This is a genomic window from Anoxybacillus gonensis, from assembly GCF_001187595.1.
Taxonomy (GTDB): domain Bacteria; phylum Bacillota; class Bacilli; order Bacillales; family Anoxybacillaceae; genus Anoxybacillus; species Anoxybacillus gonensis.
The window spans coordinates 2,333,843-2,356,159 of record NZ_CP012152.1 but is presented as its reverse complement, the minus strand read 5'-3'; the positions used below and the strand labels follow the sequence as shown (position 1 = coordinate 2,356,159).

Here is a 22,317-nt window from a genome sequence, read left to right as displayed (position 1 = left end):
GTGAAGATGATTCCAAACTGGTTGCTTCAACGTGCGTATTTAACGCCAAATCGTATAGCGATATATGATGAAACAGAAGCGATTTCATTTGCTGAACTTCATGAACGAACGGCAAAACGAGCAAGACAACTTGTTTTTCTCGGTGTAAAAAAAGGGGATGTTGTAGCTATCTTAATGAAAAATAGTGCACATATGGTTGAACTTATTCACGCCCTCCATTATATTGGTGCGATTGTTTTATTACAAAATGTACGTTTATCCGTAGATGAAGTAAAGTGGCAATTAGAACATAGTGGGGCGCGATTTGTCATTTGTGATGAGCCTTTTCCAGATGAGCGAGCGATTGAATGGAGCGAGGTTACCCAACTTGGTGAAAGAGATGAAAAATGGCAAACGATGTACAATTTAGACGATGTCGCAACAATTATGTACACATCGGGAACGACAGGGAAGCCAAAAGGGGTTATGCAAACGTACGGAAATCATTGGTGGAGTGCAATTGGTTCCGCTTTGAATCTTGGATTGCGTGAAGATGATTGTTGGCTTGCCGCTGTTCCTTTTTTTCATGTTAGCGGTTTGTCGATTTTAATGCGGAGCGTCATTTACGGAATTGGTGTGTATGTGATGTCGTCATTTGATGCGAAACGCATCAATGAGCTCATTTTTCAACAAAACATTACGATGATGTCGGCTGTCAGCACAATGGTGCAACAAATGATTCAAGAGTTAAAAGCTCCGTATCCTTCATCGTTTCGTTGCATGCTTGTTGGCGGTGGTCCTGTGCCACTTCCTTTGTTGCAATCATGTGCTTATTGGAATATACCGGTGTATCAAACGTACGGTATGACAGAAACCGCTTCGCAAGTGGCCACATTATCTCCAGATGCTCGTCATAAACAAGGTTCAGCAGGAAAGCCGCTTTTTCATATGAACGTTCGTATTGAAAAAGAGGGGAAACAACTGAATGCGAATGAAGTGGGGGAAATTGTTGTAAAAGGCCCGAGCGTTATGAAAGGATATTGGAGAAATGAGGAAGGAACAGCGGCTGTGTTAAAAGATGGTTGGCTACATACTGGGGATATCGGATATATGGATGACGAAGGATTTTTATATGTGCTTGACCGCCGTTCAGACTTAATTATTTCTGGTGGAGAAAACGTATATCCGGCTGAAATTGAATCCGTGCTTTTGCAACATGAGGCAGTAAAAGAAGCAGGCGTAGTCGGAGTGGCTGATGAAACATGGGGACAAGTGCCATGCGCGTTTGTCGTATTGCATGATGTAACAGCAACAGAAGAGCAATTAAAGCAGTTTTGTATGAATAAGCTGGCGAAATATAAAGTGCCGAAACGAATTTATATCGTTGATCATTTACCGCGTAATGCGGCTAACAAACTGATGCGCCATAAGTTAAAAAAGTGGATCAATGAATAAAAGGAGGCGGAAGATGCCTCCTTTTATTGATATCCTTTCGCTGTTTCTTTTGTAATTTTTTCTTTAAACAGTTTATAACTCCAAAGCTGATAGCCCACTACGATCGGCACCATGACGATGGCGACACCGAGCATAATTTTTAAGTTCAATTCACTTCCTGCCGCCTCAAAAAGCGTTGTACTATATTCATTATCGATGCGCGAAGGGAGCATGTTTGGGAACATGCCGATAAAACCGGTGGCCATGAGCGTGAAAATAGTTAAGCAAATGTTTGTGAACGCAAGTCCAATTCGTTTTTGCCAGACGAACAATAGCATGAGCAACGCACATACGAAAGCTAGTGCGGGTACGATCCAAAGAATGGGTGCTTTCGTAAAGTTGTTAAATAGCGGCGTACGATTGCTTGTTGCGACGAAGAAAAGAGATAATACGACCGTTGCAACAACGGAAGCGGGACGGGCCACTTTATAGGCACGTTCTGCTACATCTCCAACTGTTTTTAGCATGACCCACAAGGCACCAGAGACTGCAAATAAGCTAATAAATAATAAACCACCTAAAAGACCGTACGGATGAAGCAAAGTGAACAACGTTCCTTCATATCCAGATGGACCAATTTTTAAACCGTAAAACAAATTAGCAAAAGCAACACCAAACAGAAGCGCTAAAGCAAAACTGCTAATAGTGAATGCCCATTTCCAGCCTTTTTGCCAAAGTGGTGCATCATCTTTATGCATAAATTCTAATCCAGCTGCACGGAAAAAGAGCGCGAATAAAATGAGCATCATCGGTGTATATAAGAAGCTGAATAAATCTGCGTAAACAGCTGGAAACGCAGCAAACGTTGCCCCTCCAGCTGTAATTAACCAGACTTCATTTCCGCCCCAAAACGGTCCAACCGCTTCTTGCAACTGATTTCGCTCTTGACGGTTTCTCGCTAAAAACGGAAACAACATGCCTGTGCCGAGCGTATATCCATCTAACACAAAGTATATCGTCCAAATGAGTCCCCATAGTCCGAACCAAATGATCGCAACTGTTTCATGAGACATGTTGAATTTCCCCACCTTTCGTAGCCGTCGATGTGTACGGTCCTTTTTTCGCATATTTCAACATTAAGTACACGTCTGCGATAAGCAAAATGGTGTAAAACAAAACTAAGCTGACGAGTGAGAAAACAATTTGTGAAAGAGAAATAGGTGATACGGCTTCAGCTGTGCGCATTAATCCGTATACCGTCCACGGTTGACGCCCGACTTCCGCAACGACCCAGCCAGCGTTGATAGCGACATACGGAAGCAATACAGAATACATCACGAGTTTTAAGAAACGTCGTGATTCAACTAATTTATTTTTACGATATAAGTAAAATCCGTACCAAAATAGAGCGACAAAGTATAGACCGAGTGCTACCATTAAACGAAATGAATAAAAGACGATATTGACATTCGGACGTTCATCTTTCGGAATTTGATCGAATCCGACAACTTTCCCATCAAACGAGTGCGTATAAAAGTAGCTTCCGAGCTTTGGGATCGTTAAAAATTCAACGATGTTACGCTCATTTTCTGGGTCAGGAATTTGAATAATGTGAAATGGTAAACTTTCTTTTGTTTCCCACACAGCTTCAAGAGCTGCCCCTTTGGCAGGTTGCATTTTTGCCGCAAATGATGCGGATTTATGCCCGATAAACGGTGTAGCTGTTGCTGCGATTAATCCTAAAATGAGTCCGTATTTAAACGATTTTTTGAAAAACTCGATATGTTGTTTGCGTAATAAATGCCAAGCACTAACCGCCATCACAAAAAATGCCCCAACGATATAACAGCTAACAACTGTATGAACGAACATATGCCATGCATATGGATTTGTCACAACTTCCCAAAAGTTTTGAAGTTCGATGCGGCCGTTTCTTTCAATATATCCGACCGGATTTTGCATAAAGCCGTTTGCTGTGATAATCCAAAGCGCTGAAATGTTTGTACCAAGCGCCACCATCCAGATAGAGAAGGCACGAAGTTTTGGTGAAATTTTATCCTTCCCAAATAGCCAAATGCCCATAAATGTTGACTCTAAAAAGAAAGCAACGAGCGCTTCAATGGCGAGCGGAGAGCCGAAAATATCCCCCATATATTTCGAATACTCCGACCAGTTTGTCCCAAACTGAAATTCCATTGTAATTCCTGTCACAACACCGAGGACGAAGTTAATCGCAAACAATTTTCCCCAAAAGTCTGCCATTTGCCGATAGAGCGGATTTTTTGTTCGTACGTGTTGCGTTTCCATCCATGCAATTAAAACAATAAGACCAATCGTTAGCGGGACGAATAAAAAATGATAAAAAACCGTAATGGCAAATTGAAAACGGCTAAGTAAAAGCACGTCGCTCATATATCCCCCTCCGATATGCTAAATATTTTTCATATGTATAAGAGTAACCTCAATACGTGAAGAAGAGATGAGAGAAATGTTGCAAAACTGTGGCGATAATTTAAAAAAAATGTGTCTATTCACGATTATTAACATGAAAAAAGAGAAAACCCCCTGCACTGAGCAAGGGGGATGCTGTTATTCGTTCGGTTGGAACGTTTTACAGTCTGTTTCTGTTGAACTTGTTGCCGTTGCACCGGCATGGCTTACGACATAGATTGCGTCTGCACTACATCGATTACCTTGTGACCAAAACTGACAATTTTGCACTTCACAAAGCACATCTTTTGCCATGATTATTCCCTCCTTTCTTTATGCTGATGTTAGTGTAGACAAAACGTTGGCAAGACATAACATGAAAAAATGAGCAAAAATAGTGAGAATTTTTATCATTATATGTTGACATAGATAATCATTCTCAATTAGAATGAAATTGTGCAATATAAGACAAAAAGTCGGAGGGAGTTATATGTCATCGTTATTAGTTGTTGGTGCGGATCATTTAGGAAACATTACCGATAAATTAAAAAACTCAGGATTTAAGGAAATTATTCATTTAGATGGTCGAAAAGTGAATATGGTGAAACGTCAAATACCAGAGCACGTCGATATCGTATTTGTGATGACGGATTATATTAACCATAATTTAGCGAAAGTCATTAAACAAAAAGCAAAAGATCAACACAAGCCGATTTACTTTGTAAAGCGTTCATGGAGTTCCATTCAATCTGTCATTGAGCAAATGGGGGAGCTAAAACGAGTGAACTAAGGAGGAGAGGACATTGTGGCAATCGTTTTTGAATGAAGTGTTAACTTATCATTACAGCATATCTCCACCTCATCGTTCATCGCTTACGTTGCTAAAAGGAATTGAACGGGCAACATCATCGTTTCCGATCGCTTCTTGTGACTCTCCCGTTACATACTATAAAATGATTGCAAAAATGACGGATTACTTGCTTCGCTTTGTCGCCAATGATCTGTCATTTGTTCACATATTAGACGAGCACGATGCGTTAATTACTGCATCATATACGTCTGACACATGCGTTGTCCCATCATGTATGAACGTTTTTGTTGTTGATTCGTTTTCGCTTCTTAAAGCGATAAGTATGTTTGAACAAAACTTCAACGGAAAACCTAGAGAAGTTTATATTTACCAAATATCAGCAAATAGGGTGCTCCATTTTTTGTTGACAAAACATGCATATCAAGTATCATAAAGTTTAGGATTTGATAATGAATTTCAATTTTGGAAAGAGGGAGAGTATGAGGAGATGGAAAAAGGTTGGTTCGGCTATTGCGTTATCTTCATCGCTTGTCGTTAGTGGATGTGCTGAACCAACGACAAATAAGAAAAAGAAAGAAGAAACAGAAGCTGCGATTCAAGTTCCGGTAACGGATTATACGTTTCGGACGGCAGGTAATATGTTTGCATACTCAGAGTTTGAATTATCTGGTGAACCTTTTGCAGAAGAGTTAGGGTTAGATTTAAATTTGTTAGATGTTCGAAAAATAAATGAACCAACGGAATTTGATTATATTGCAGGGGTAGAGTCTTACGAGTATTCTGAGGAAGCGATGTATGAAGTAACTGAAAAGTCAGGTCTCGGTTTACATCTTATTCATGGTCCTGTGGTCAAAAAACTAGCGGAACAAAATGGAAAAGAAAGTTATGAAGTATTAGCGGATCGCTTTTACTTTCTTGCTGATCAAGTTGGATATCCACGTGAAGAAATATTTCGCAATATGTTTCCTACATTAATTGAGTATGAAAGTGGCGATCCGCATTACATACAACAAGTGGACACAGACGTATATGCAGAAAATGATGATGGAACGTATGTCCCTGTGTATCAAGTGGATTTTCAAACATTGCGATGGGATCGCGAAAAAATGAATAAAATGCTTGTTCCAGCTGCTTATGGGGCAACATTTCTAAAACAAGCTTTATGGGCAGGAGATTTTCTAGGTGCATTTCATACAGTAGATCAGGATGAAGAAATAGAAGGAAAGACATCGAACGATGATCAAGATCCAAACATTGCTCTGGGGGTTAGTTCTGCTGATGGAATGCAAGGAATGATTTTAACTGAACAAATATGGAATAAACTATTATTTATTCGTGATCATTTATTTTATGACGCGAAACGAAACAAGCTGACTGCTTTACACAGTGGAGATTATGAGCCGACGAAAGGTTTTGTTTATCTGCCTCACCGTATTGAAGTAGTTGAGGATGGAAACGAGCAAGCACCTGATGCCCAGAAACTCATTCTAAAAGATAAACGTAGCATTTTACGAGATCAATGGCTTATGTTATGGCCAGCAGCAGAATTTTTTGGTATGACAGATCAAAGAAATGCTAATAGACATCAAAATCCAGCATTTTTAGCCGTTTTTGATGGTAAGCCTTATCCAAAAGCACCAAATGAAAACATTGACGAAAATGATCATAATGATATACGAAGTGATGATCCGTATTCAGTGAATCAGGATGTTTTGCTCACCATTTTTAAAAATGTAGATGCGATGCATTTCAATGATGAATGGGGCGTATTTGTGGAAGAACATAGTGGTACGGAGCAAGGAAAATATATGAACACGTTTGATGCCGGATATATGATGGAAGCGCTCCGGATGTTCCAACGTGCAATTGACGGTTTACCGGTTGGCTATGCGAATGGAGAAGAAGCAGAAGGTTTGCATACGGAGGAAGGAAAAAGAGCGCTCGAACTTATTCGGAAGCAGGCTGATTTCATTGTTGAAAAGCTAATAAGAACGGATGGGCTCGTTGCAAACGGTTTTACGATTGGAGAAGGAGTAGATAAGTCTGAACCAACACTTCTTTCTCAACTTGGGGCGGTTCGAGGATTAACAGCTGCCTTTTTAGCAACAAAAGAAGAGAAGTACAGAGAAGCTGCGCGTAACATTTATGTGTCAATGGATCAACATTTCTGGAATCAGTCGTTGCATGTTTACAAAACGGCAAAAGATGAGATGAAATATGATCCGTTTGTGGCAGGGGCGCTTTCGAGCGTATTCCGTTTAGCAGTTAGTCATCTAAATAACACAGATCAAGATCAACAACAACCAAAAGAGTTAGATCGAGAAACAATTATTTCACGTTATGTAGACTTTTATAATCTCATTATTGACGGACCAACTATCAAAGAAGGTATGCAGGCGAGTGAGTTTTGGGATACAGGGGATGTGTATCGAAAAGATGATCAGTCCGGCAATACAGACAGGGATAATGTACCACAAATTCAAGCTGGAGATGGTCCGTATGGAATTGCTCCTATTCTTGTTAATGTTGAAGTAAAAGAAAAGTAAAAGGCGGACGGTCTAAGCCGACCGCCTTCTCTACGTGGGGGGATAAATATGAAGAGATGGGCACTCTTTCTTTTTATTTTGTTTCTCGCCTCGTGTGCGAAACAACCGATGTTTCTGTCCAACGAATCGGTGCTTCGCCAGGTGGCAGTCAACAGCAACAATATTGTTATTAACCGAGCAGGGGATGAATTGTATGTTGCCAATATTGATGTGCCTACTGTAACGATTATCGATGTAAAAACAAAGAAGAAAAAGATAGAAATTCCTGTCGGACGTGAGCCACGTCAATTAACATTAAGTCCTGATGAACAATTTTTATATGTGTCTTGTATGTATGATCATCGGGTGGACATCATTTCATTGAAAAAGCAAAAAGTGGTTGGTCATATTGAAACAGGAATTGAACCGTTTGGTTTAGTGACGAGCCAAGATGGTCGATGGCTATATGTTGCAAACTATCGTTCGGGTACATTATCTATCGTCGATCTACAGTCAAGAAAAGTAAAGAAGGATATTGCGATAGGTCATCGACCGAGAACAGTGACAATTACGGCGGATGGAAAAAAGCTATATGTCCCTCATTATTTGGAGGGAAAAATTACAGTTATTGATACACAAAAAGAAAAAGTCATCAAACGTATTTCATTGGCACCTTCGCCAGATCAAGAAGACCGCAAAAAAAGTCAAGGTATCCCAAATACATTAGAGCAGTTTGTTATTGCACCTGATGGGAAAAAAGCGTACGTCCCGCACTTATTAACAAATATTGATACACCTATTCACTTTGAGGAGACGATTTTTCCTGCTATTTCAGTTATTCGACTAGATAGAGATGAAGAAATATTGGATGAAAGAAAAGAATTGTTTGAAGAAATCAATGTAACGGATGTAAAAAATGAAACAATGATCGTATCTAATCCGTACGATATTGTGTTCCATCCTAATGGAAAAAAAGCGTACGCAATTATGTCGGGAAGTGAAGATCTCGTTGTTTTTGACCTTGCTCGAGGTGGGAATGCTACTCAAGTATTGCGTCGAATTCAAGGAGATAACCCAAGAGGAATTGTCATTTCCCCAGATGGGGAAACATTGTATATACATCAGGCGATGAGTCATGAAATTGCGATAATCAAAACAGGCGGAGAACAAACATACGCAAAAGCGAAACAAACAGAAAAAAATATTTCTCTCATTTCGAAAGATTCATTGTCTCCTCTTGTAAGGGAAGGAAAAAAAATATTTTATAGTGCAAATAGTGATGAATATGCAGCTGAGATAACAAAAAATAATTGGATGAGTTGTGCATCTTGCCATAGTGATGGCGATATCAATGGCCTGACACTTTTAACACCTAAAGGACCAAGGAATGTACCAAGCAATATTTTAACAACGAAAACAGGATTGTTTATGTGGGATGGATCACGTGATGACTTTACTGATTATATCCATACCGTACAAGGCGAAATGGGTGGTATGTCACAATATGATCCGGGCAAACCGTTACCAGCTGATGTTCAACATATGTTTGATGCACTCTTTGCTTATTTAGATGACCCAAATTCGTTCCCTGTGCCTAAAAGTCCTTATCGAGAGAAGGACGGGAGTTTGACGTCTACAGCTAAAAAAGGAGAAAAATTATTTTTTGGAAAGGGAAATTGCGTAAGTTGCCATGGAGGAATATACTTTACAGATAGTGTAAAAGCGGCAGATAGTAACGGAAAACTGACTACAGCACAAACGTCGTTTTTGCATGATATCGGGACAGCGAATATACTTGATCGCGCTTCGGCTGGAGACGCGCGCGCACAATTTACAAACCCACGAACTCCAAAACAGTGGGATACCCCTACATTGCGTGGAGTATGGGCGACTGCCCCATATTTACATGATGGAAGTGCCGAAACGATTGAAGAAGCGATTGCACGTCACCACATAGAAGATGTGACATTACTTAATGAACAGGAAATAAAACAAATTGCTGCATACGTACGATCATTAGAGTAAAAAGGTGGGCTAACCCACCTTTTTACAATTCATCAAACCCATTAATATCGGTTGTTTTTGTGTATGAACGTGGACGGGCTTCAAAAAAGTCAGTTTTGCCTAAGTTTACGTTTTCATCGCTAAAGACGCGAATCCAAGGCATGGCGTTTTCATCCGCCTCGTAGCGATCGTCCAAGCCAAGCATGCGCAGCCGCTTGTTTCCGAGATATTCGATATATTTCTCCATTTCAATGACATCAATGCCATCGATGTCGCGCAACACAAAACGCGACCATTCCGTTTCATAACGGATCGCTTCATCGATGTAATCATATATCCACGCTGAAAATGATCCGTCTTCGTCCAGATGAGGATTTTCCCATAATACAGCGCGTACGAGTTGGGAAATGAAGTAGCTATGGCATAGTTCGTCTTTATTAATATAGCTAATCATTGTAGATGTTTTCAGCATTTTTTGGTTTCGCGCTAAGTTGTAAAAAAAGGCGAACCCGGAATAAAAATTAATTCCTTCTAAGACGAGCGAAGCGACAAGAGCACGGCAAAACGTTTCAACCGTTGGCCGTTCACGAAACGCTTCATATACGCGAATGACGTGTTCATTTCTCTTATAAATGTGCGGATTCGTGCGCGCCATTTCAAAGGCCCGGTTTTGTTCGGATAGTTTCTCAATAGACGCAAGCACATACGAGTACGACTGATTATGGACGACTTCTTGTTGTTCGATAATCGAAAAAATCGCTTTGACGCTCGGATCGGTAATGTATTCTTTCATCGCTCCGATAAAGTTTGGTTGCACAGAGTCTAAAATCGAAAGCAACCCGATAATGTGTAAAAATGCATCACGTTCCCGCTCGCTTAAATGATGCCATTGTTTAATATCATCCGACATGTTAATTTCAAACGGCGTCCAAAAGTTGCCGAGCAACATTTTGTATATATCATAAAAATGGCTATATTTAATATCGTTCCAGTTTAAAATCCCGCTTGCTTTTCCGTTAATAATGCTTGTTGCTTTATTTGGATGCGACGGCTCGAGCAATTTTACTTTCGTCAATAACAAAACGCTCAACCTCCTTGAGTAGTTGATGGACGAAAACAGCCGGTAAATGTTGTTGATGGCCGCGTGGGGATTGTTCAATTTTTAACGTGCCGAGCACCGTCGTCACTTTTCGTAAATGGTACGCCATTTCATCGACAGCGCGGCAATAGTATGGCCACATTTGATCTCCTGTGCCAAACAGCGCAACAGGAGGCAAAGAAAGATTTCGCTCTTTAATAAGAAAACGAAGTAGCTTCCTCATTTCGTCCGGAAGTTGTCCATTTCCCCACGTATATGAACCGAATAAAAGAAGTTGTGTGTCATGAATGAGCGATTCGATCACAAACATATGTTCAACATTGATCGTTTTCACCGCATGTCCGTATGAGCAAAAAGCTTCTTCTATTAACAGCGCCACTTCTTTTGTGTTCCCTGTTTTCGATGTATAACAAATAAGAACGTTCATTTTTTATCCCCCTACGATGAACAAACGTCGCATTCTTCAATCGTTACTGCAGTACTACGAACGTAATACGTCGATTTTAACCGCTCTTTCCATGCGGTGAGATGCAAGTCCAACAAGTCTTTTGCTTTAATCGTGTTATACACATATAGATTAAAACTTAACGACTGATCGACATGTTTTTGTCTTGCAGCATTTTGACGAATGCTCATCTTTTGATCCACTTCATAGGCGTTATCGTAAAACCAAAACGTTTTTGCGTTTAAATCAGGGACGGTCACAGGAATTTTATAATTTTTCTTTTCTTCAAAATATAAACGGTTAAAGACAGGGTCGCACGATGCTGTTCCGTTTGCTAAAACGGATGTGGAAGCGTTTGGCGCAGGCGCCATTAAATAGCCATTTCTCATCCCATATGCCATCACTTGTTGTTTTAAATGATCCCAATCTAACTCATCATGGGAATAATACCCACGAAGTTCAAAGTATTTTCCTGTGTGCCAATCGGAGCCTTCAAACGCTGGATATGCTCCTTTTTCTTTGGCAAGCTCCATGCTCGCTTGAATCGTTAAATAAGCAATTTTCTCGAATAACTGATCAGCAAGCTGTACGCTTTCTTCGCTGTTCCATTTGATTCCTTTTAACGCTAATAAATGATGCCAAGAAAATGCCCCTAACCCGATGGCGCGATATTTTTTATTGGTGAGGACAGCTTGCAACACTTCAATTCGCTTTTCGTTTAAGTCAATGACGTTATCGAGCATGCGCACTTGAATCGGGATTAATCGTTCTAACACATCATCTTGTACGGCACGGGCTAAATGAATGCTCGATAAGTTGCAAACGACAAAATCGCCCGGCTTTTTATGAACGATAATCTCCCCATCTTCTGTATACTCTTTTGTGACGATGGTTGGGCTCATGTTTTGCATAATTTCTGTACATAAATTGCTAGAATAAATCATGCCTGCGTGTTTGTTCGGATTCATCCGATTTGCTTCATCGCGATAAAACATATAAGGCGTTCCTGTTTCTAACTGTGACTTTAATATCCGTTTCATGATTTCAATCGCAGGAACGCGCTCTTTACTTAACTCTGGATGATTGATACATTCCTCATACTTTTCACGGAACGAGCCATTTCCTCGTTCTTCATCATAAAAGTCTTCTAGCCCTAATGGATTGCCGTGTTTATCTTTCCAGCCCATCACTTTTTTCACTTCATGTGGGTCAAATAAATACCAATCGCCGCGCTTTTCGACTTGTTCCATAAATAAATCAGGGATGCATACGCCATAAAATAAATCATGGCATTTTTGCCGTTCATCGCCGTTGTTTAGCTTCGCGTCTAAAAACGAGAAAATGTCTTTATGCCAAACGTCTAAATATACGGCAATACTTCCTTGCCGCGTACCGAGCTGGTCAACCGATACGGCGGTATTGTTTAATTGGCGCATCCATGGAATGACGCCAGATGAAACTCCCTTAAATCCCTTGATGTCAGAATTTCGTGCGCGAATTTTTCCTAAATATACGCCAATTCCTCCACCGCCTTTTGATAAACGAGCGATGTCGGTATTCGATTCATAAATGCCAATTAAACTATCGTCTACCGTATCAATAAAACAACTCGATAATTGACCATACGACTTTCCAGCGTTTGCGTAAGTTGGCGTAGCAACGGTCATGTATTGGTTAGACAATGCCCAATATGCTTCTTTCGCTAGTGCCATTCGTTTTGTCGGATGTTCATATGCCATTAATGTTAAAGCAATCGTTAAAAAGCGCTCTTGCGGCAGTTCGTAAATTTCGCCGCCATACCCTTTCGCTAAATAGCGATCAACGAGCGTTTTTAACCCGATGTATGTAAATAGCTCGTCCTTTTTTGTGTCAATCCATGTGCTCGCTTCTTGCAGTTCTTCTTTCGTATATCGTTCCAATAAAAACGAGTCGTAAATGCCGAGATCGACGAGCATTATTTGCAATTCATAAAAGTAGCGATATGTGTCGGATACATCATAGCCGCGATTGTTAGCTGCCTCGTCGTATAGCTGTTGCAAATAGAGACGAGCGGCAACAAACGTCCAATCCGGCTGTTCTACGGTGATTTCATCAAGCGCATTTAAAATAAGTTTATTCATCATGTCGTTGTACCGCTGCGTATGAGCAAGCGCCCGTACAGTCCGTTCAATGTATCGCTCACTCGCTAAGTGTGGAAAGTCTTTGAAAATAGGAAACAATAATGTGCGGATCGTTTCTTCATTTCCTTCTGTTTGTTGTTTTATGTACACCATATAACATCCCTTCCCCTAAAAAATAAAAACATCCGCTCTCATTGAGCGGATGAAACGATGGAAAAAGGCATGCTTTCACCATCGTTTCATCTTCTCAATCCCCGAAGAATATGAAACGATACAAGGAAGGCAGGTCTCCTGACTCGCGCTTCTTCCTACTTTGGATTCCTTCCCATATATGCGCCTGAAAAGCTGACATATACAGTGGTGTTGTTTCCATTTCGTCTGCGCACACAGTTGCGGGGACAGTTCTGGATTCGCACCAGATTCCCTATTAAGTCCGCTCGGACACCTTCACTTGTCGGTTTCAATATATAGTTATTATTTCTTGCGATTATCACAATATATTGTACGAAAAAGGTTTACGCTTAAAACTATAGCGAAAAATCTCAACATTTGCAATCATTATTTTTCATCATTTGCTACATAGCGCCGGTCTTTCATAAACAGCCGCCAAAAATAAATGAATCCTGGAAATAAAATAGCAAAGCCGACGATATACGTCACAAAAAGGGCACGAAACGTATTCGGATGCGTAAATCCGGATTCGATTGTTACATTCGGATAAATCATATATGGTAAATGAGCTTTTCCGTATGCGTAACTTGCACAAAAATATTGTAAGACGATGGCTACAACCGCAAGACGTGGCATTCCGCGTCCGTTTTTTCTTTTCCATGAAGGAAGAAAAAGTGCCCCGCCAGCTAAGAGAAATAATACGACAGAAGCGACAAGCCACGGCCAACGTGCAATCATTCCGTCATATAGCCAGCGCGCTTCGTTTCGCATCGTGACCATAATGAGAATAGAGGAGAGAAGAGCAAACGGCCCGATGATGAGTGCATCGCGGCGATAAATCGTATATGCTTCTATTTCATTTGCTTCGTTTGAGTAGTCTGCTAATAAAAGCGACGAAAGAAAGAGTGTACTTGTAATCGCAAAGGCGATAAATGCATATTCATGTGGGCTTGTAAATAAGCGATCAAGCCGTAGGCGACTGACTCCATTCATTGTTTCAACAAAAGAACCATGCGTAATTGGCAAGACGCTAATTAAAAAGGCTGGAATAAGTAAGCCGCTTATACCAGAAATGTAAACAAGCACTTTTTCATATTTAGGAGCAACGTGTGAAAAAACGAGGAACGCACTACGTACAGTAAGCAAAAGTAAAATGATGCTTCCGGGTATAAGTAAAATGGTTCCAAGCATAAATGTCGCTCCGGGAAAAAAGCTGACGAGCGCCACGACGATCGCAACGATAAAGACGTTTGTCACTTCCCATGTCGGTGATAAATATCGGTTTGCGATTTTCGTTGCTTTCGTTTGCGGGCGGTTTATATATACCATCGACCAAAACCCTGCTCCAAAGTCCATCGTCGCCATGACGGCGTAAATAAAAATAAATCCCCATAAAATTGAAATAGCAATTAATTCATCTGTCATCATCTTGCTCCTTTCTACATGTGCGTAGATAAGTGTTGTTCAATCGGATGGCGTCGGAAATAAGAACGCAAGACGAGCACGACTGCGACGAGTAAAAATACGTAAATGGACGTAAATAAAAGAAAGAGTGTTCCTAAATTTGTTGACTGTGTTACAGCTTCTGCCGTTGTCATCATGCGATAAATGACCCAAGGCTGTCTCCCTGTACAAGCAAAAATCCAGCCAAATTCAATGCCGAGAAGAGCGAGCAGCCCAGCAGTAACAACTGTCCACATAAACCAGTTCGGAAATATGTGTTGTTTTCTTATGCGATGCCAAACGAATCCGACAATGGAAAGAAGGAGAAGAAACATGCCGATTCCGACCATTGCATTAAAAAGTGTATGGACAAACAATGGTGGCCACCATTCTTCTGGAAAGTCATTCAATCCGACAACGACGGTATCGAAACGATTGCCCGCTAAAAAGCTAAGTAACCACGGAATTTCAATTCCCCATTTGACCGTTTGTGTTTCACGGTCCGTAAAACCGCCGATGACGAGCGGGGCGTGCGACTGTGTTTCAAACAATCCTTCAGCAGCAGCTAATTTTTCAGGTTGATATTCATGAAGAAGTTGAGCTGATTCATGTCCGTTTATTGCTGTTAGTAAAGAAAATACGCCGCCAACTGTTAAACCGAGCATGAGCGCTTTTTTATGAAAAAGTTGGATGCGTTCATGGCGTCTATTTTTCAACATGTGATATGCCGCGATTGAAGCGATCGTAAACGCACCTGTCATATACGCTGATAAAACGACGTGTGTTGCTGTGACGGCAAAGCTTGGATTAAAAAACGCCTCCCACGGATTGACGTCAACAATTTGCCCGTTTTCGATACGAAAGCCAGTCGGTGTACCTTCAAAGGCGTGAACGTTCGTGATTAAAATGGCAGAAGCGGCTGCTCCGATGGCAACAAGCGTCAAGCTTACGATGCGCATTGCTGGAGAGATACGGTCTGCTGCGTATACGTAAATAGATAAAAATAACGCTTCGACGAAAAACGCATAAATTTCAATTTGAAACGGAAGCGCCATCACTTTGCCGACCACTTCCATAAAGCCTGGCCATAAAAGTGAAAGTTGTACTCCTGCGATAGTACCAGACGGAATCGCTACGCCAAGCAAAATGGCGAGCGCTTTTGTCCAACGATTAGCCATGAGAGCGTAGTCATTGTCTTTCGTTTTTTGATATAGTAGCTCGGCCAATAAAATCATGAACGGAATACCGACTCCAAGCGTCGCAAAAATAATATGAAACGCCATGGTTGTACCAAATAACGTTCTTGCTGTTAATACGTGATCCATACCGAAATGTTCATCCCTTTCCATACATTGTCGTTTCCTAGTTTGATTTGAAAAGGGAAAAAATATGCAAAAAAATAAGCGACCGTAACGATCGCTTATTGTAACGCTTTTTTTAATGCGGATATATTGTCATGCATGATCGCAAAGTAATCTTTATTGTTTGCGATATCATCGTTTGTGCGTGCTTCTAAGTTGTGAAGAATGAGTACATCCGCCCCAATTTCATTTTTTACGACTTCAGCAATTTTTGATGTAACATTTTGTTCAAAAAAGATATATTGTATGTTGTGCTCTTTTGCTTGTTTAATGATGGAAGTAAGCTGTTTTTGTGACGGTTCATTTGTTGGTGATAGTCCAGTCACGCTTATTTGTTTTAAGCCGTATCGTTTCTCCCAATAGCCGTATGCGGCATGAGCAACAAGAATATCTTTTCTTTTCGCCTCTTTCATCAGTTGTTGAAATTGTTGATCGAGTTGTTCAAGTTGCTGTTTTAATGAAGCGAAGTTTTGTTCAAAATCATCTTTCGCTTCAGGTTTAAGTTCTACTAATGTTTGTTTAATCGTTTCGGCCATTTCAATGGAATAAATCGGATCTAACCAGACGTGAGGATCGACATCTCCGTGAGCATGTTCATCTTCATTTTCATGAGCATGTTCATCTTCATTTTCATGAGCATGTTCGTCGCCATGAGTATCATTAGCTGAAAGTAATTCCATGTTTTCCGTTGCTGCGACGAATTTGACGCGCTCATGTTCTAGCGTTTTCGTGATGCGATCGACAAATCCTTCCATTCCTTGACCAATGTAAATGAACGCATCAGCCTCAGCAATTTGTTGCATCGTTTTTGCTGTTGGCTCATATGTGTGCACATCGACGCCTGGAGGGTATACACTTTCGACTTGCACATGTTTTCCACCAATTTTTTCGGTAAAGTCTTGAAGTGGATATACGGTTGTATAAATGATAAGTGGATTGTCTTTTCCCTCCCTAGTGGTTGGAGCGTTTTCATCTTGTTTATTGCATCCAAATAATGTAAGTGTGCTTGCAAGTATAATAGTTAACATCGCACGTAATTTCATATTTTTTCCTCCTCTCAAAAAAGAAGGATGTTTATGAAAACATCCTTTTTCTCCTAGTTTATTATATCGTAATCGTTACGATTTGAAAACTATGAAGTAGTAACAAATGGTGGAAGCGGATCAACAAAAGTTGACCAGTCTTGTTTCATTTCTTCATCTGTTAATAAACATGCATCCAGGGAAGAAGAAATCGCATGTTCGTCCATACCAATGCCAATCAATACGAGTTCTGTCATGCGATCGCCATACGTATCGTCCCATTTTGCACGCAATTCATGTTCTTCTCGCAAAATTTGTTCCCGTTCATGCGGAGGATATGTGGCAATCCATTCGCCAGCCCCTTGAATCATAATGGACGGCCCAGCTTGTGAAAGAAGTCCGCACATATTGTTGCGGGAAGCGAGCCAGAAAAAGCCTTTGGCGCGAACGATTTCAACTGGCCATTGTTCGAGCCAATGCATCAGTCGTTCGGGATGAAACGGGCGACGGCGACGATATACGAAAGAAGAAATGCCGTATTCTTCTGTTTCTGGTGTATGCTCTTCATTTAGTTCTTTTATCCATCCAGCTGATTGACTCGCTTTTTCGAAATCAAATAAACGAGTGTTTAAAATGTCATGAAGTGCCACTTTTCCGTATGTTGTCCGAATGATTTTTGCTTCTGGATTTAATTTACGAAGGAGTGCTTCTAGCTCGTCTGCATCTTCTTGAGAAATGCAGTCGATTTTATTTAAAATAAGCACGTTTGCAAATTCAATTTGATCAATTAGTAAATCGACAACTTCACGCGTATCTGTTTCATCGACTGCTTGTTTACGATCTAATAACGTTTCACCGGAGGCAAAATCATGCCAAAAACGATTGGCATCTACAACGGTGACCATCGTATCTAACCGACATGTTGACGTTAAATCAATGCCAAATTCCTCATCGATATACGTAAATGTTTGAGCGACAGGAATCGGTTCGCTAATGCCGGATGACTCGATGACAATGTAATCAATGTTTCCAGCCTCAACGAGTTTTTGAACTTCTTTCATTAAATCTTCTCGCAACGTACAACAAATACAGCCGTTTTGAATTTGTACAAGCTTTTCTTCTGTACGTGAAAATCCACCTTGTTTAATGAGCTCAGCATCGATATTCACCTCGCTCATGTCGTTGACGATAACAGCAATTTTTAATCCTTCACGATTGTTTAAAATATGATTAAGCAATGTCGTTTTTCCTGAACCTAAATATCCGCTTAATACGGTAACAGGCACTTTCATATAGTTTTCTCCTTTCCCAAAACGTAATTATTACGATTTACAACGTTTATCATATCGAAAAAAAAGAGAAAGAACAACTATTTTTGCTCTTTCTCTGGAACAGGATCAAATCCACCGGGGTGAAACGGATGACATTTTAAAATGCGTTTTATTGTTAAATATCCGCCTTTGAGCGCGCCGAAACGGCGAATAGCTTCGAATCCGTAATGCGAACAAGTCGGATAAAAGCGACATGTCGGTGGTTTTAATGGGGAAATGACACGTTGATAAAAGCGAATAAGTAAAAGAAGTATATGTTTCATATCATACACCTACCCCTATTTTTTCTTATTGTAACATAGCTGGACGAAATGATACTAACAAAAAAAGATGAAAAAAGTCGGACTTTTGTGTATGATAAAGACGTAACAATTGAAAAGAGGTGAGAAGTATGCCTTCAGTAGAAAGCTTTGAGCTTGATCATTGTGCGGTCAAAGCACCGTACGTTCGCCATTGCGGCGTTCATAAAGTCGGCAGCGACGGTGTTGTGAATAAATTTGATATTCGTTTTTGTCAGCCTAATAAAGAAGCAATGCAGCCAGCAGCTATTCATACGCTCGAGCATTTGCTAGCGGTGCACATTCGTAAGCACGCCGAAAAATACGACCATTTTGATATTATTGATATTTCGCCAATGGGATGTCAAACAGGCTATTATTTAGTTGTTAGCGGCACGCCAACCGTTGAAGAAATTATTGACTTGCTAGAGGCAACGATGAATGAAGCGCTAACCGTCACAGAGGTGCCAGCCGCAACAGAAAAAGAGTGTGGTCAAGCGAAGTTGCATGATTTAGAAGGAGCAAAGCGACTCATGCGCTACTGGCTATCGCAACCAAAAGAAGAATTGAAAAAAGTGTTTGGTTAAACAACAAAGGTTCAGGCGTTACATGTCTGAACCTTTGCTTTTTTCATTTGGCAACTCATCAATGGTGTGTTTGTATTTGTATGCTTTTGAAATCGTTAAAACGCTTAAGATGAGCACGACAAATACAATGATGATAGAAATAATAAAAGTGAGCAACATATGCACCCCTCCACACTCTATCTTAATGCAAAACCGTATTATTTTCCAAAATTTTTTTTGTTTGCTACAATAGAGAAGGGGAAAGTTTATACTTGAGGAGGGAATGAAAATGAAGGAAAAATTAATTGACATTGTAAACAAACAAATTGCGAATTGGAACGTATTGTATGTGAAACTGCACAACTACCATTGGTATGTGAAAGGTCCGCAATTTTTTACGTTGCATACAAAATTTGAAGAATTGTACAATGAAGCTGCGCTACATATTGATGAATTAGCGGAGCGTTTATTGGCGCTAGGTGGAAAGCCGTTAGCGACGATGAAAGAGTATTTAGCGGTAGCGTCTGTACAGGAAGCCAAAGGAAATGAAACAGCCGAGGAAATGGTGGCAGAAATCGTGCGCGATTTTGAAACGATGATTGAAGAGTTGAAAGATGGTATGAACTACGCTGGGGAAATTAATGATGAAACGACTGGGGATATGCTTTTAGGCATTCATCAAAGCTTAGAAAAACATGTGTGGATGTTAAAATCGTTTCTTGGATAAGGTGGGATTTCCCACCTTTTTCATATTATAGTACTTGAAGAAGCGTTAAAGGAGATCGTATGCTTTTTGTTGCATGAAAACAAATGGATCGACTCACACTAACCGTAACAAATGGAAAAGAGGTGGGGCGATGAAAAAAACGTACTATGTTTCAGTGGCTCGTGGCGAAATTTCGCAAGTGAAAACAGCATCACCTTGGGAGTTTCGAATTGAGGCGACGGATGAAGAAATCATTCAATTACGAGAGTATTTTGATGAAATGTATTCATCCGATTGGCAATCGTTTTGGCGCGCACATGTGCCGTATGTGCAATACCATTACGATCGGCCAAATGATGGATATGATCAAGCGATAAAAAAAGTGTACGAACTTATTTATGAGCTTGGAGATGAAGAAGCGAAACAACAAATTGAAACGATGGGTGTCATACAGTTATAAAAGCTGTCGACAATTTCACTGTGTGGTACAATGAAGAAAACATACAGTTGAGGGTAGACGGCGATGATTGTATTTCAAGATTACTACGGATACAACGTTCGACTTTCTTTTTCTGACCATCCTTTTTCGCAACAACCGAAACATGTTCTTGTGATTTGTCGGTACGATGGTCGTTGGTTATTGACAAATCACGCTGTACGTGGCTGGGAGTTTCCAGGTGGGAAAATAGAGGAAGGAGAAACGGCAGAACAAGCAGCAATTCGCGAAGTAAAGGAAGAAACGGGCGGAGTTGTTGAGAAGATCACGTACATTGGACAGTATGAAGTCAAACGTCCGAATGAAACGATTGTAAAAAATATTTATTTTGCTCATGTTGAATTTTTGGAACAAAGGGAGTCGTATTTTGAGACAAATGGTCCTGTGCTCATTGAGCATATGCCAGATGACATAGCGAAAGATGGACGATTTAGTTTTATTATGAAGGATGGCGTATGGGCATATACGAAACAACAGTTAGAGCGGTGGGGAATGATTTAAAACCCCACCGCTTTTTCTTACGTGTAGGGTTATGCACGTTTCATTAGTTTTTTTTCAAACCAACTGACAAGTTGGTACATGATGCTTGAAAGTAACGCAATCATAAGCAAACTTAATAAAACGAGCGTAAAGTTGAACACTTGGAACCCGTAAATAATCATATAACCGAGCCCTTGTTTCGAAACAAGAAATTCCCCGACAATGACACCGACCCAAGATAGACCGACGTTCACTTTTAACGTTGAAATCATTGTTGGAAAGGAAGCGGGTAAAATGGCTTCTGTGAACCATTGTCGTTTTGTTGCACCGAATGTTTGAAGCACTTTGATATAGTTGGCATCTACTTCTTTAAACGATGTGTAAACGACAATCGTTGTAATAATGATAGAAATGATTGCTCCCATCGCCACGATTGACGTCATATTCGGTCCGAGCGCTACAATGAGAATCGGTCCAAGTGCCACCTTTGGCATGGCATTTAAAATGACTAAATACGGATCAACAATTTTAGATACGCGTGGAAACCACCAAAGAAGCGCAGCGAAACAAATGCCTGCGATCGTACCAACAATAAAACCGAGCACGGTCTCTGTTAATGTGACGGTTGTATGTGAAAGCAACGTATGATCGCGCACTTTAGTGATAAACAAGTGCCAAATTGAAGACGGTGAGCTAAATAAAAGAGGATCAATCCAATGAAAACGGCTTGCCATCTCCCATAAGCTAAAGAAGGCAACGACGATGATCATTTGGAAAAAACGAACGATTCGTTTTTCGCGCTTTTCATATGCTATATATTGATCGTATATACGTTGCAACCATTCATGTTTGTTCAATGCTCTCTAACTCCTTCCAAATCATTTGAAAAATCGGTGAAAAATCTGGATGTTGGCGAGCTTGAAACGGTGTACATGCTTTTAATGAATCTGGAACGGAAACAATTCGCTTAATTTTTCCTGGTCTTGCGGTAAATAAAACGATACGGTCGCTCATTGCAATCGCTTCACCGATGTCGTGCGTGACGAGAAGTGCTGTTTTCCGATATTGCTTTAACGTCTCCCATACGAGATCTTCTAGTTTAAGTTTTGTTTGGTAATCAAGTGCTGAAAACGGTTCATCTAACAATAAAATTTTCGGGTCGGTTGCCAAGGTGCGAACGAGTGCAGCGCGCTGACGCATTCCTCCTGATAATTCATAAGGATAGCGATCATCGACGTCGCGTAGACCAATTTGATGTAAAAGGGCGAGCGTTTGTTTTCTCGTTTTCTCGCTATATTTGCCTGTTAGTTTTAATCCGAGTGTGACGTTTTGTTCAATCGTTTTCCACGGGAACAAATAATCATGTTGTAGCATATATCCAATCGTTTGGCGCATCGTTTTTACTTCTTTTCCTTCAATGAGTACACGGCCTTTTGTTGGTTCGATTAGTCCCGCGATAATGGAAAGAAGCGTCGTTTTTCCACAGCCGCTTGGGCCGAGAAAGGAGAGAAATTCTCCCCTCTCGACAGTTAGCGACAGATGATCAAGTGCCAAGACGGCAGATTGGTTTGTGACGTAGGCATGCATCACTTGATCAATCGTTAAAATGGGCATGG

23 protein-coding genes and 1 riboswitch are annotated in these 22,317 nt (G+C 40.6%); of the genes, 9 read left to right on the top strand and 14 right to left on the bottom strand.

Annotation, left to right across the window (positions count from 1 at the left end):
- The first annotated feature begins 6 nt into the window (after window positions 1-6).
- The gene (locus AFK25_RS12240; protein ID WP_035063867.1) at window positions 7-1,434 is read left to right on the top strand and encodes an o-succinylbenzoate--CoA ligase; all 1,428 of its coding nucleotides are present in this window, start codon (window positions 7-9) and stop codon (window positions 1,432-1,434) included.
- Between the two features lie 23 nt (window positions 1,435-1,457).
- Here AFK25_RS12240 and cydB read toward each other — a convergent pair whose 3' ends face one another.
- The 3 genes from cydB to AFK25_RS14890 all read right to left on the bottom strand — a co-directional run bounded on the left by cydB (window position 1,458) and on the right by AFK25_RS14890 (window position 4,158).
- On the bottom strand, window positions 1,458-2,486 hold the full coding sequence (gene cydB / locus AFK25_RS12235) for a cytochrome d ubiquinol oxidase subunit II (RefSeq protein WP_009361640.1): 1,029 nt from the start codon (window positions 2,484-2,486) through the stop codon (window positions 1,458-1,460).
- Entirely contained in the window at window positions 2,476-3,825 is a 1,350-nt protein-coding gene (locus tag AFK25_RS12230; RefSeq protein ID WP_035063864.1) for a cytochrome ubiquinol oxidase subunit I, read from the bottom strand. Before AFK25_RS12230 ends, cydB begins: the two co-directional genes overlap by 11 nt.
- 177 nt (window positions 3,826-4,002) lie before the next feature.
- On the bottom strand, window positions 4,003-4,158 hold the full coding sequence (locus AFK25_RS14890; RefSeq protein WP_009361637.1) for a DUF1540 domain-containing protein: 156 nt from the start codon (window positions 4,156-4,158) through the stop codon (window positions 4,003-4,005).
- A gap of 175 nt (window positions 4,159-4,333) precedes the next feature.
- Here AFK25_RS14890 and AFK25_RS12225 point away from each other — a divergent pair, with 175 nt between their 5' ends.
- From AFK25_RS12225 to AFK25_RS12210, 4 genes are read left to right on the top strand one after another with little or no spacing between them, the layout of a single operon-like run.
- Complete coding sequence (locus tag AFK25_RS12225) at window positions 4,334-4,633, top strand: DUF2325 domain-containing protein (RefSeq protein ID WP_006320652.1); 300 nt, start codon at window positions 4,334-4,336, stop codon at window positions 4,631-4,633.
- Between the two features lie 13 nt (window positions 4,634-4,646).
- The gene (locus AFK25_RS12220) at window positions 4,647-5,087 is read left to right on the top strand and encodes a hypothetical protein (RefSeq protein WP_035063862.1); all 441 of its coding nucleotides are present in this window, start codon (window positions 4,647-4,649) and stop codon (window positions 5,085-5,087) included.
- Window positions 5,088-5,133: 46 nt separating this feature from the next.
- Window positions 5,134-7,200, top strand: coding sequence for a hypothetical protein (locus AFK25_RS12215; RefSeq protein WP_035063860.1), 2,067 nt, complete (start codon window positions 5,134-5,136; stop codon window positions 7,198-7,200).
- A gap of 48 nt (window positions 7,201-7,248) precedes the next feature.
- Window positions 7,249-9,204: a cytochrome D1 domain-containing protein gene (locus AFK25_RS12210; RefSeq protein ID WP_009361634.1), complete on the top strand. Its 1,956-nt coding sequence runs from the start codon at window positions 7,249-7,251 to the stop codon at window positions 9,202-9,204.
- A gap of 22 nt (window positions 9,205-9,226) precedes the next feature.
- Here the strand turns inward: AFK25_RS12210 and AFK25_RS12205 are convergent, their stop codons facing one another.
- From AFK25_RS12205 to yidD, 8 genes are all read right to left on the bottom strand, one after another.
- Window positions 9,227-10,264 carry a ribonucleotide-diphosphate reductase subunit beta gene (locus AFK25_RS12205; protein ID WP_009361633.1) on the bottom strand — a complete coding sequence of 346 codons (1,038 nt, stop codon included), beginning with the start codon at window positions 10,262-10,264 and terminating at the stop codon, window positions 9,227-9,229.
- A complete protein-coding gene (locus AFK25_RS12200) occupies window positions 10,218-10,709 on the bottom strand; it encodes a flavodoxin domain-containing protein (protein WP_035063854.1) in 492 nt (163 codons plus the stop codon). Before AFK25_RS12200 ends, AFK25_RS12205 begins: the two co-directional genes overlap by 47 nt.
- An 11-nt stretch (window positions 10,710-10,720) precedes the next feature.
- Window positions 10,721-13,000: a ribonucleoside-diphosphate reductase subunit alpha gene (locus AFK25_RS12195; protein WP_035063851.1), complete on the bottom strand. Its 2,280-nt coding sequence runs from the start codon at window positions 12,998-13,000 to the stop codon at window positions 10,721-10,723.
- A gap of 110 nt (window positions 13,001-13,110) precedes the next feature.
- Window positions 13,111-13,311: riboswitch (cobalamin riboswitch) on the bottom strand.
- Between the two features lie 94 nt (window positions 13,312-13,405).
- Entirely contained in the window at window positions 13,406-14,443 is a 1,038-nt protein-coding gene (locus tag AFK25_RS12190) for a cytochrome d ubiquinol oxidase subunit II (RefSeq protein ID WP_035063848.1), read from the bottom strand.
- A gap of 14 nt (window positions 14,444-14,457) precedes the next feature.
- Window positions 14,458-15,810 carry a cytochrome ubiquinol oxidase subunit I gene (locus AFK25_RS12185; protein ID WP_081957621.1) on the bottom strand — a complete coding sequence of 451 codons (1,353 nt, stop codon included), beginning with the start codon at window positions 15,808-15,810 and terminating at the stop codon, window positions 14,458-14,460.
- A gap of 71 nt (window positions 15,811-15,881) precedes the next feature.
- The gene (locus AFK25_RS12180; RefSeq protein WP_035063847.1) at window positions 15,882-16,865 is read right to left on the bottom strand and encodes a metal ABC transporter substrate-binding protein; all 984 of its coding nucleotides are present in this window, start codon (window positions 16,863-16,865) and stop codon (window positions 15,882-15,884) included.
- 89 nt (window positions 16,866-16,954) lie between these two features.
- The gene (locus tag AFK25_RS12175) at window positions 16,955-18,136 is read right to left on the bottom strand and encodes a GTP-binding protein (RefSeq protein WP_035063844.1); all 1,182 of its coding nucleotides are present in this window, start codon (window positions 18,134-18,136) and stop codon (window positions 16,955-16,957) included.
- Window positions 18,137-18,213: 77 nt separating this feature from the next.
- Window positions 18,214-18,438, bottom strand: a complete 225-nt coding sequence (gene yidD, locus AFK25_RS12170) for a membrane protein insertion efficiency factor YidD (RefSeq protein WP_009361626.1) — start codon at window positions 18,436-18,438, stop codon at window positions 18,214-18,216.
- A gap of 128 nt (window positions 18,439-18,566) precedes the next feature.
- On the opposite strand from yidD, the gene AFK25_RS12165 reads away from it, so the two are divergent.
- Window positions 18,567-19,040: an S-ribosylhomocysteine lyase gene (locus AFK25_RS12165; protein ID WP_009361625.1), complete on the top strand. Its 474-nt coding sequence runs from the start codon at window positions 18,567-18,569 to the stop codon at window positions 19,038-19,040.
- 18 nt (window positions 19,041-19,058) lie between these two features.
- On the opposite strand, the gene ytzI is transcribed toward AFK25_RS12165, so the two are convergent.
- A complete protein-coding gene (gene ytzI / locus AFK25_RS14885) occupies window positions 19,059-19,199 on the bottom strand; it encodes a YtzI protein (RefSeq protein WP_081957620.1) in 141 nt (46 codons plus the stop codon).
- Window positions 19,200-19,308: 109 nt separating this feature from the next.
- Between ytzI and AFK25_RS12160 the strand changes: the two genes are divergently transcribed.
- The 3 genes from AFK25_RS12160 (at window position 19,309) to ytkD (ending at window position 20,722) form a co-directional block, all read left to right on the top strand.
- Window positions 19,309-19,746: a Dps family protein gene (locus AFK25_RS12160; RefSeq protein ID WP_009361623.1), complete on the top strand. Its 438-nt coding sequence runs from the start codon at window positions 19,309-19,311 to the stop codon at window positions 19,744-19,746.
- Window positions 19,747-19,876: 130 nt separating this feature from the next.
- On the top strand, window positions 19,877-20,185 hold the full coding sequence (locus AFK25_RS12155; protein WP_009361622.1) for a hypothetical protein: 309 nt from the start codon (window positions 19,877-19,879) through the stop codon (window positions 20,183-20,185).
- Window positions 20,186-20,248: 63 nt separating this feature from the next.
- Window positions 20,249-20,722 carry an RNA deprotection pyrophosphohydrolase gene (gene ytkD, locus AFK25_RS12150; RefSeq protein ID WP_009361621.1) on the top strand — a complete coding sequence of 158 codons (474 nt, stop codon included), beginning with the start codon at window positions 20,249-20,251 and terminating at the stop codon, window positions 20,720-20,722.
- A gap of 29 nt (window positions 20,723-20,751) precedes the next feature.
- Here the strand turns inward: ytkD and AFK25_RS12145 are convergent, their stop codons facing one another.
- Together AFK25_RS12145 and AFK25_RS12140 are read right to left on the bottom strand one after the other, a co-directional pair.
- Entirely contained in the window at window positions 20,752-21,558 is an 807-nt protein-coding gene (locus AFK25_RS12145; protein WP_035063839.1) for an ABC transporter permease, read from the bottom strand.
- On the bottom strand, window positions 21,545-22,315 hold the full coding sequence (locus AFK25_RS12140) for an ABC transporter ATP-binding protein (protein ID WP_009361619.1): 771 nt from the start codon (window positions 22,313-22,315) through the stop codon (window positions 21,545-21,547). The genes AFK25_RS12145 and AFK25_RS12140 overlap by 14 nt, the downstream gene beginning before the upstream one ends.
- Window positions 22,316-22,317 lie beyond the last annotated feature (2 nt).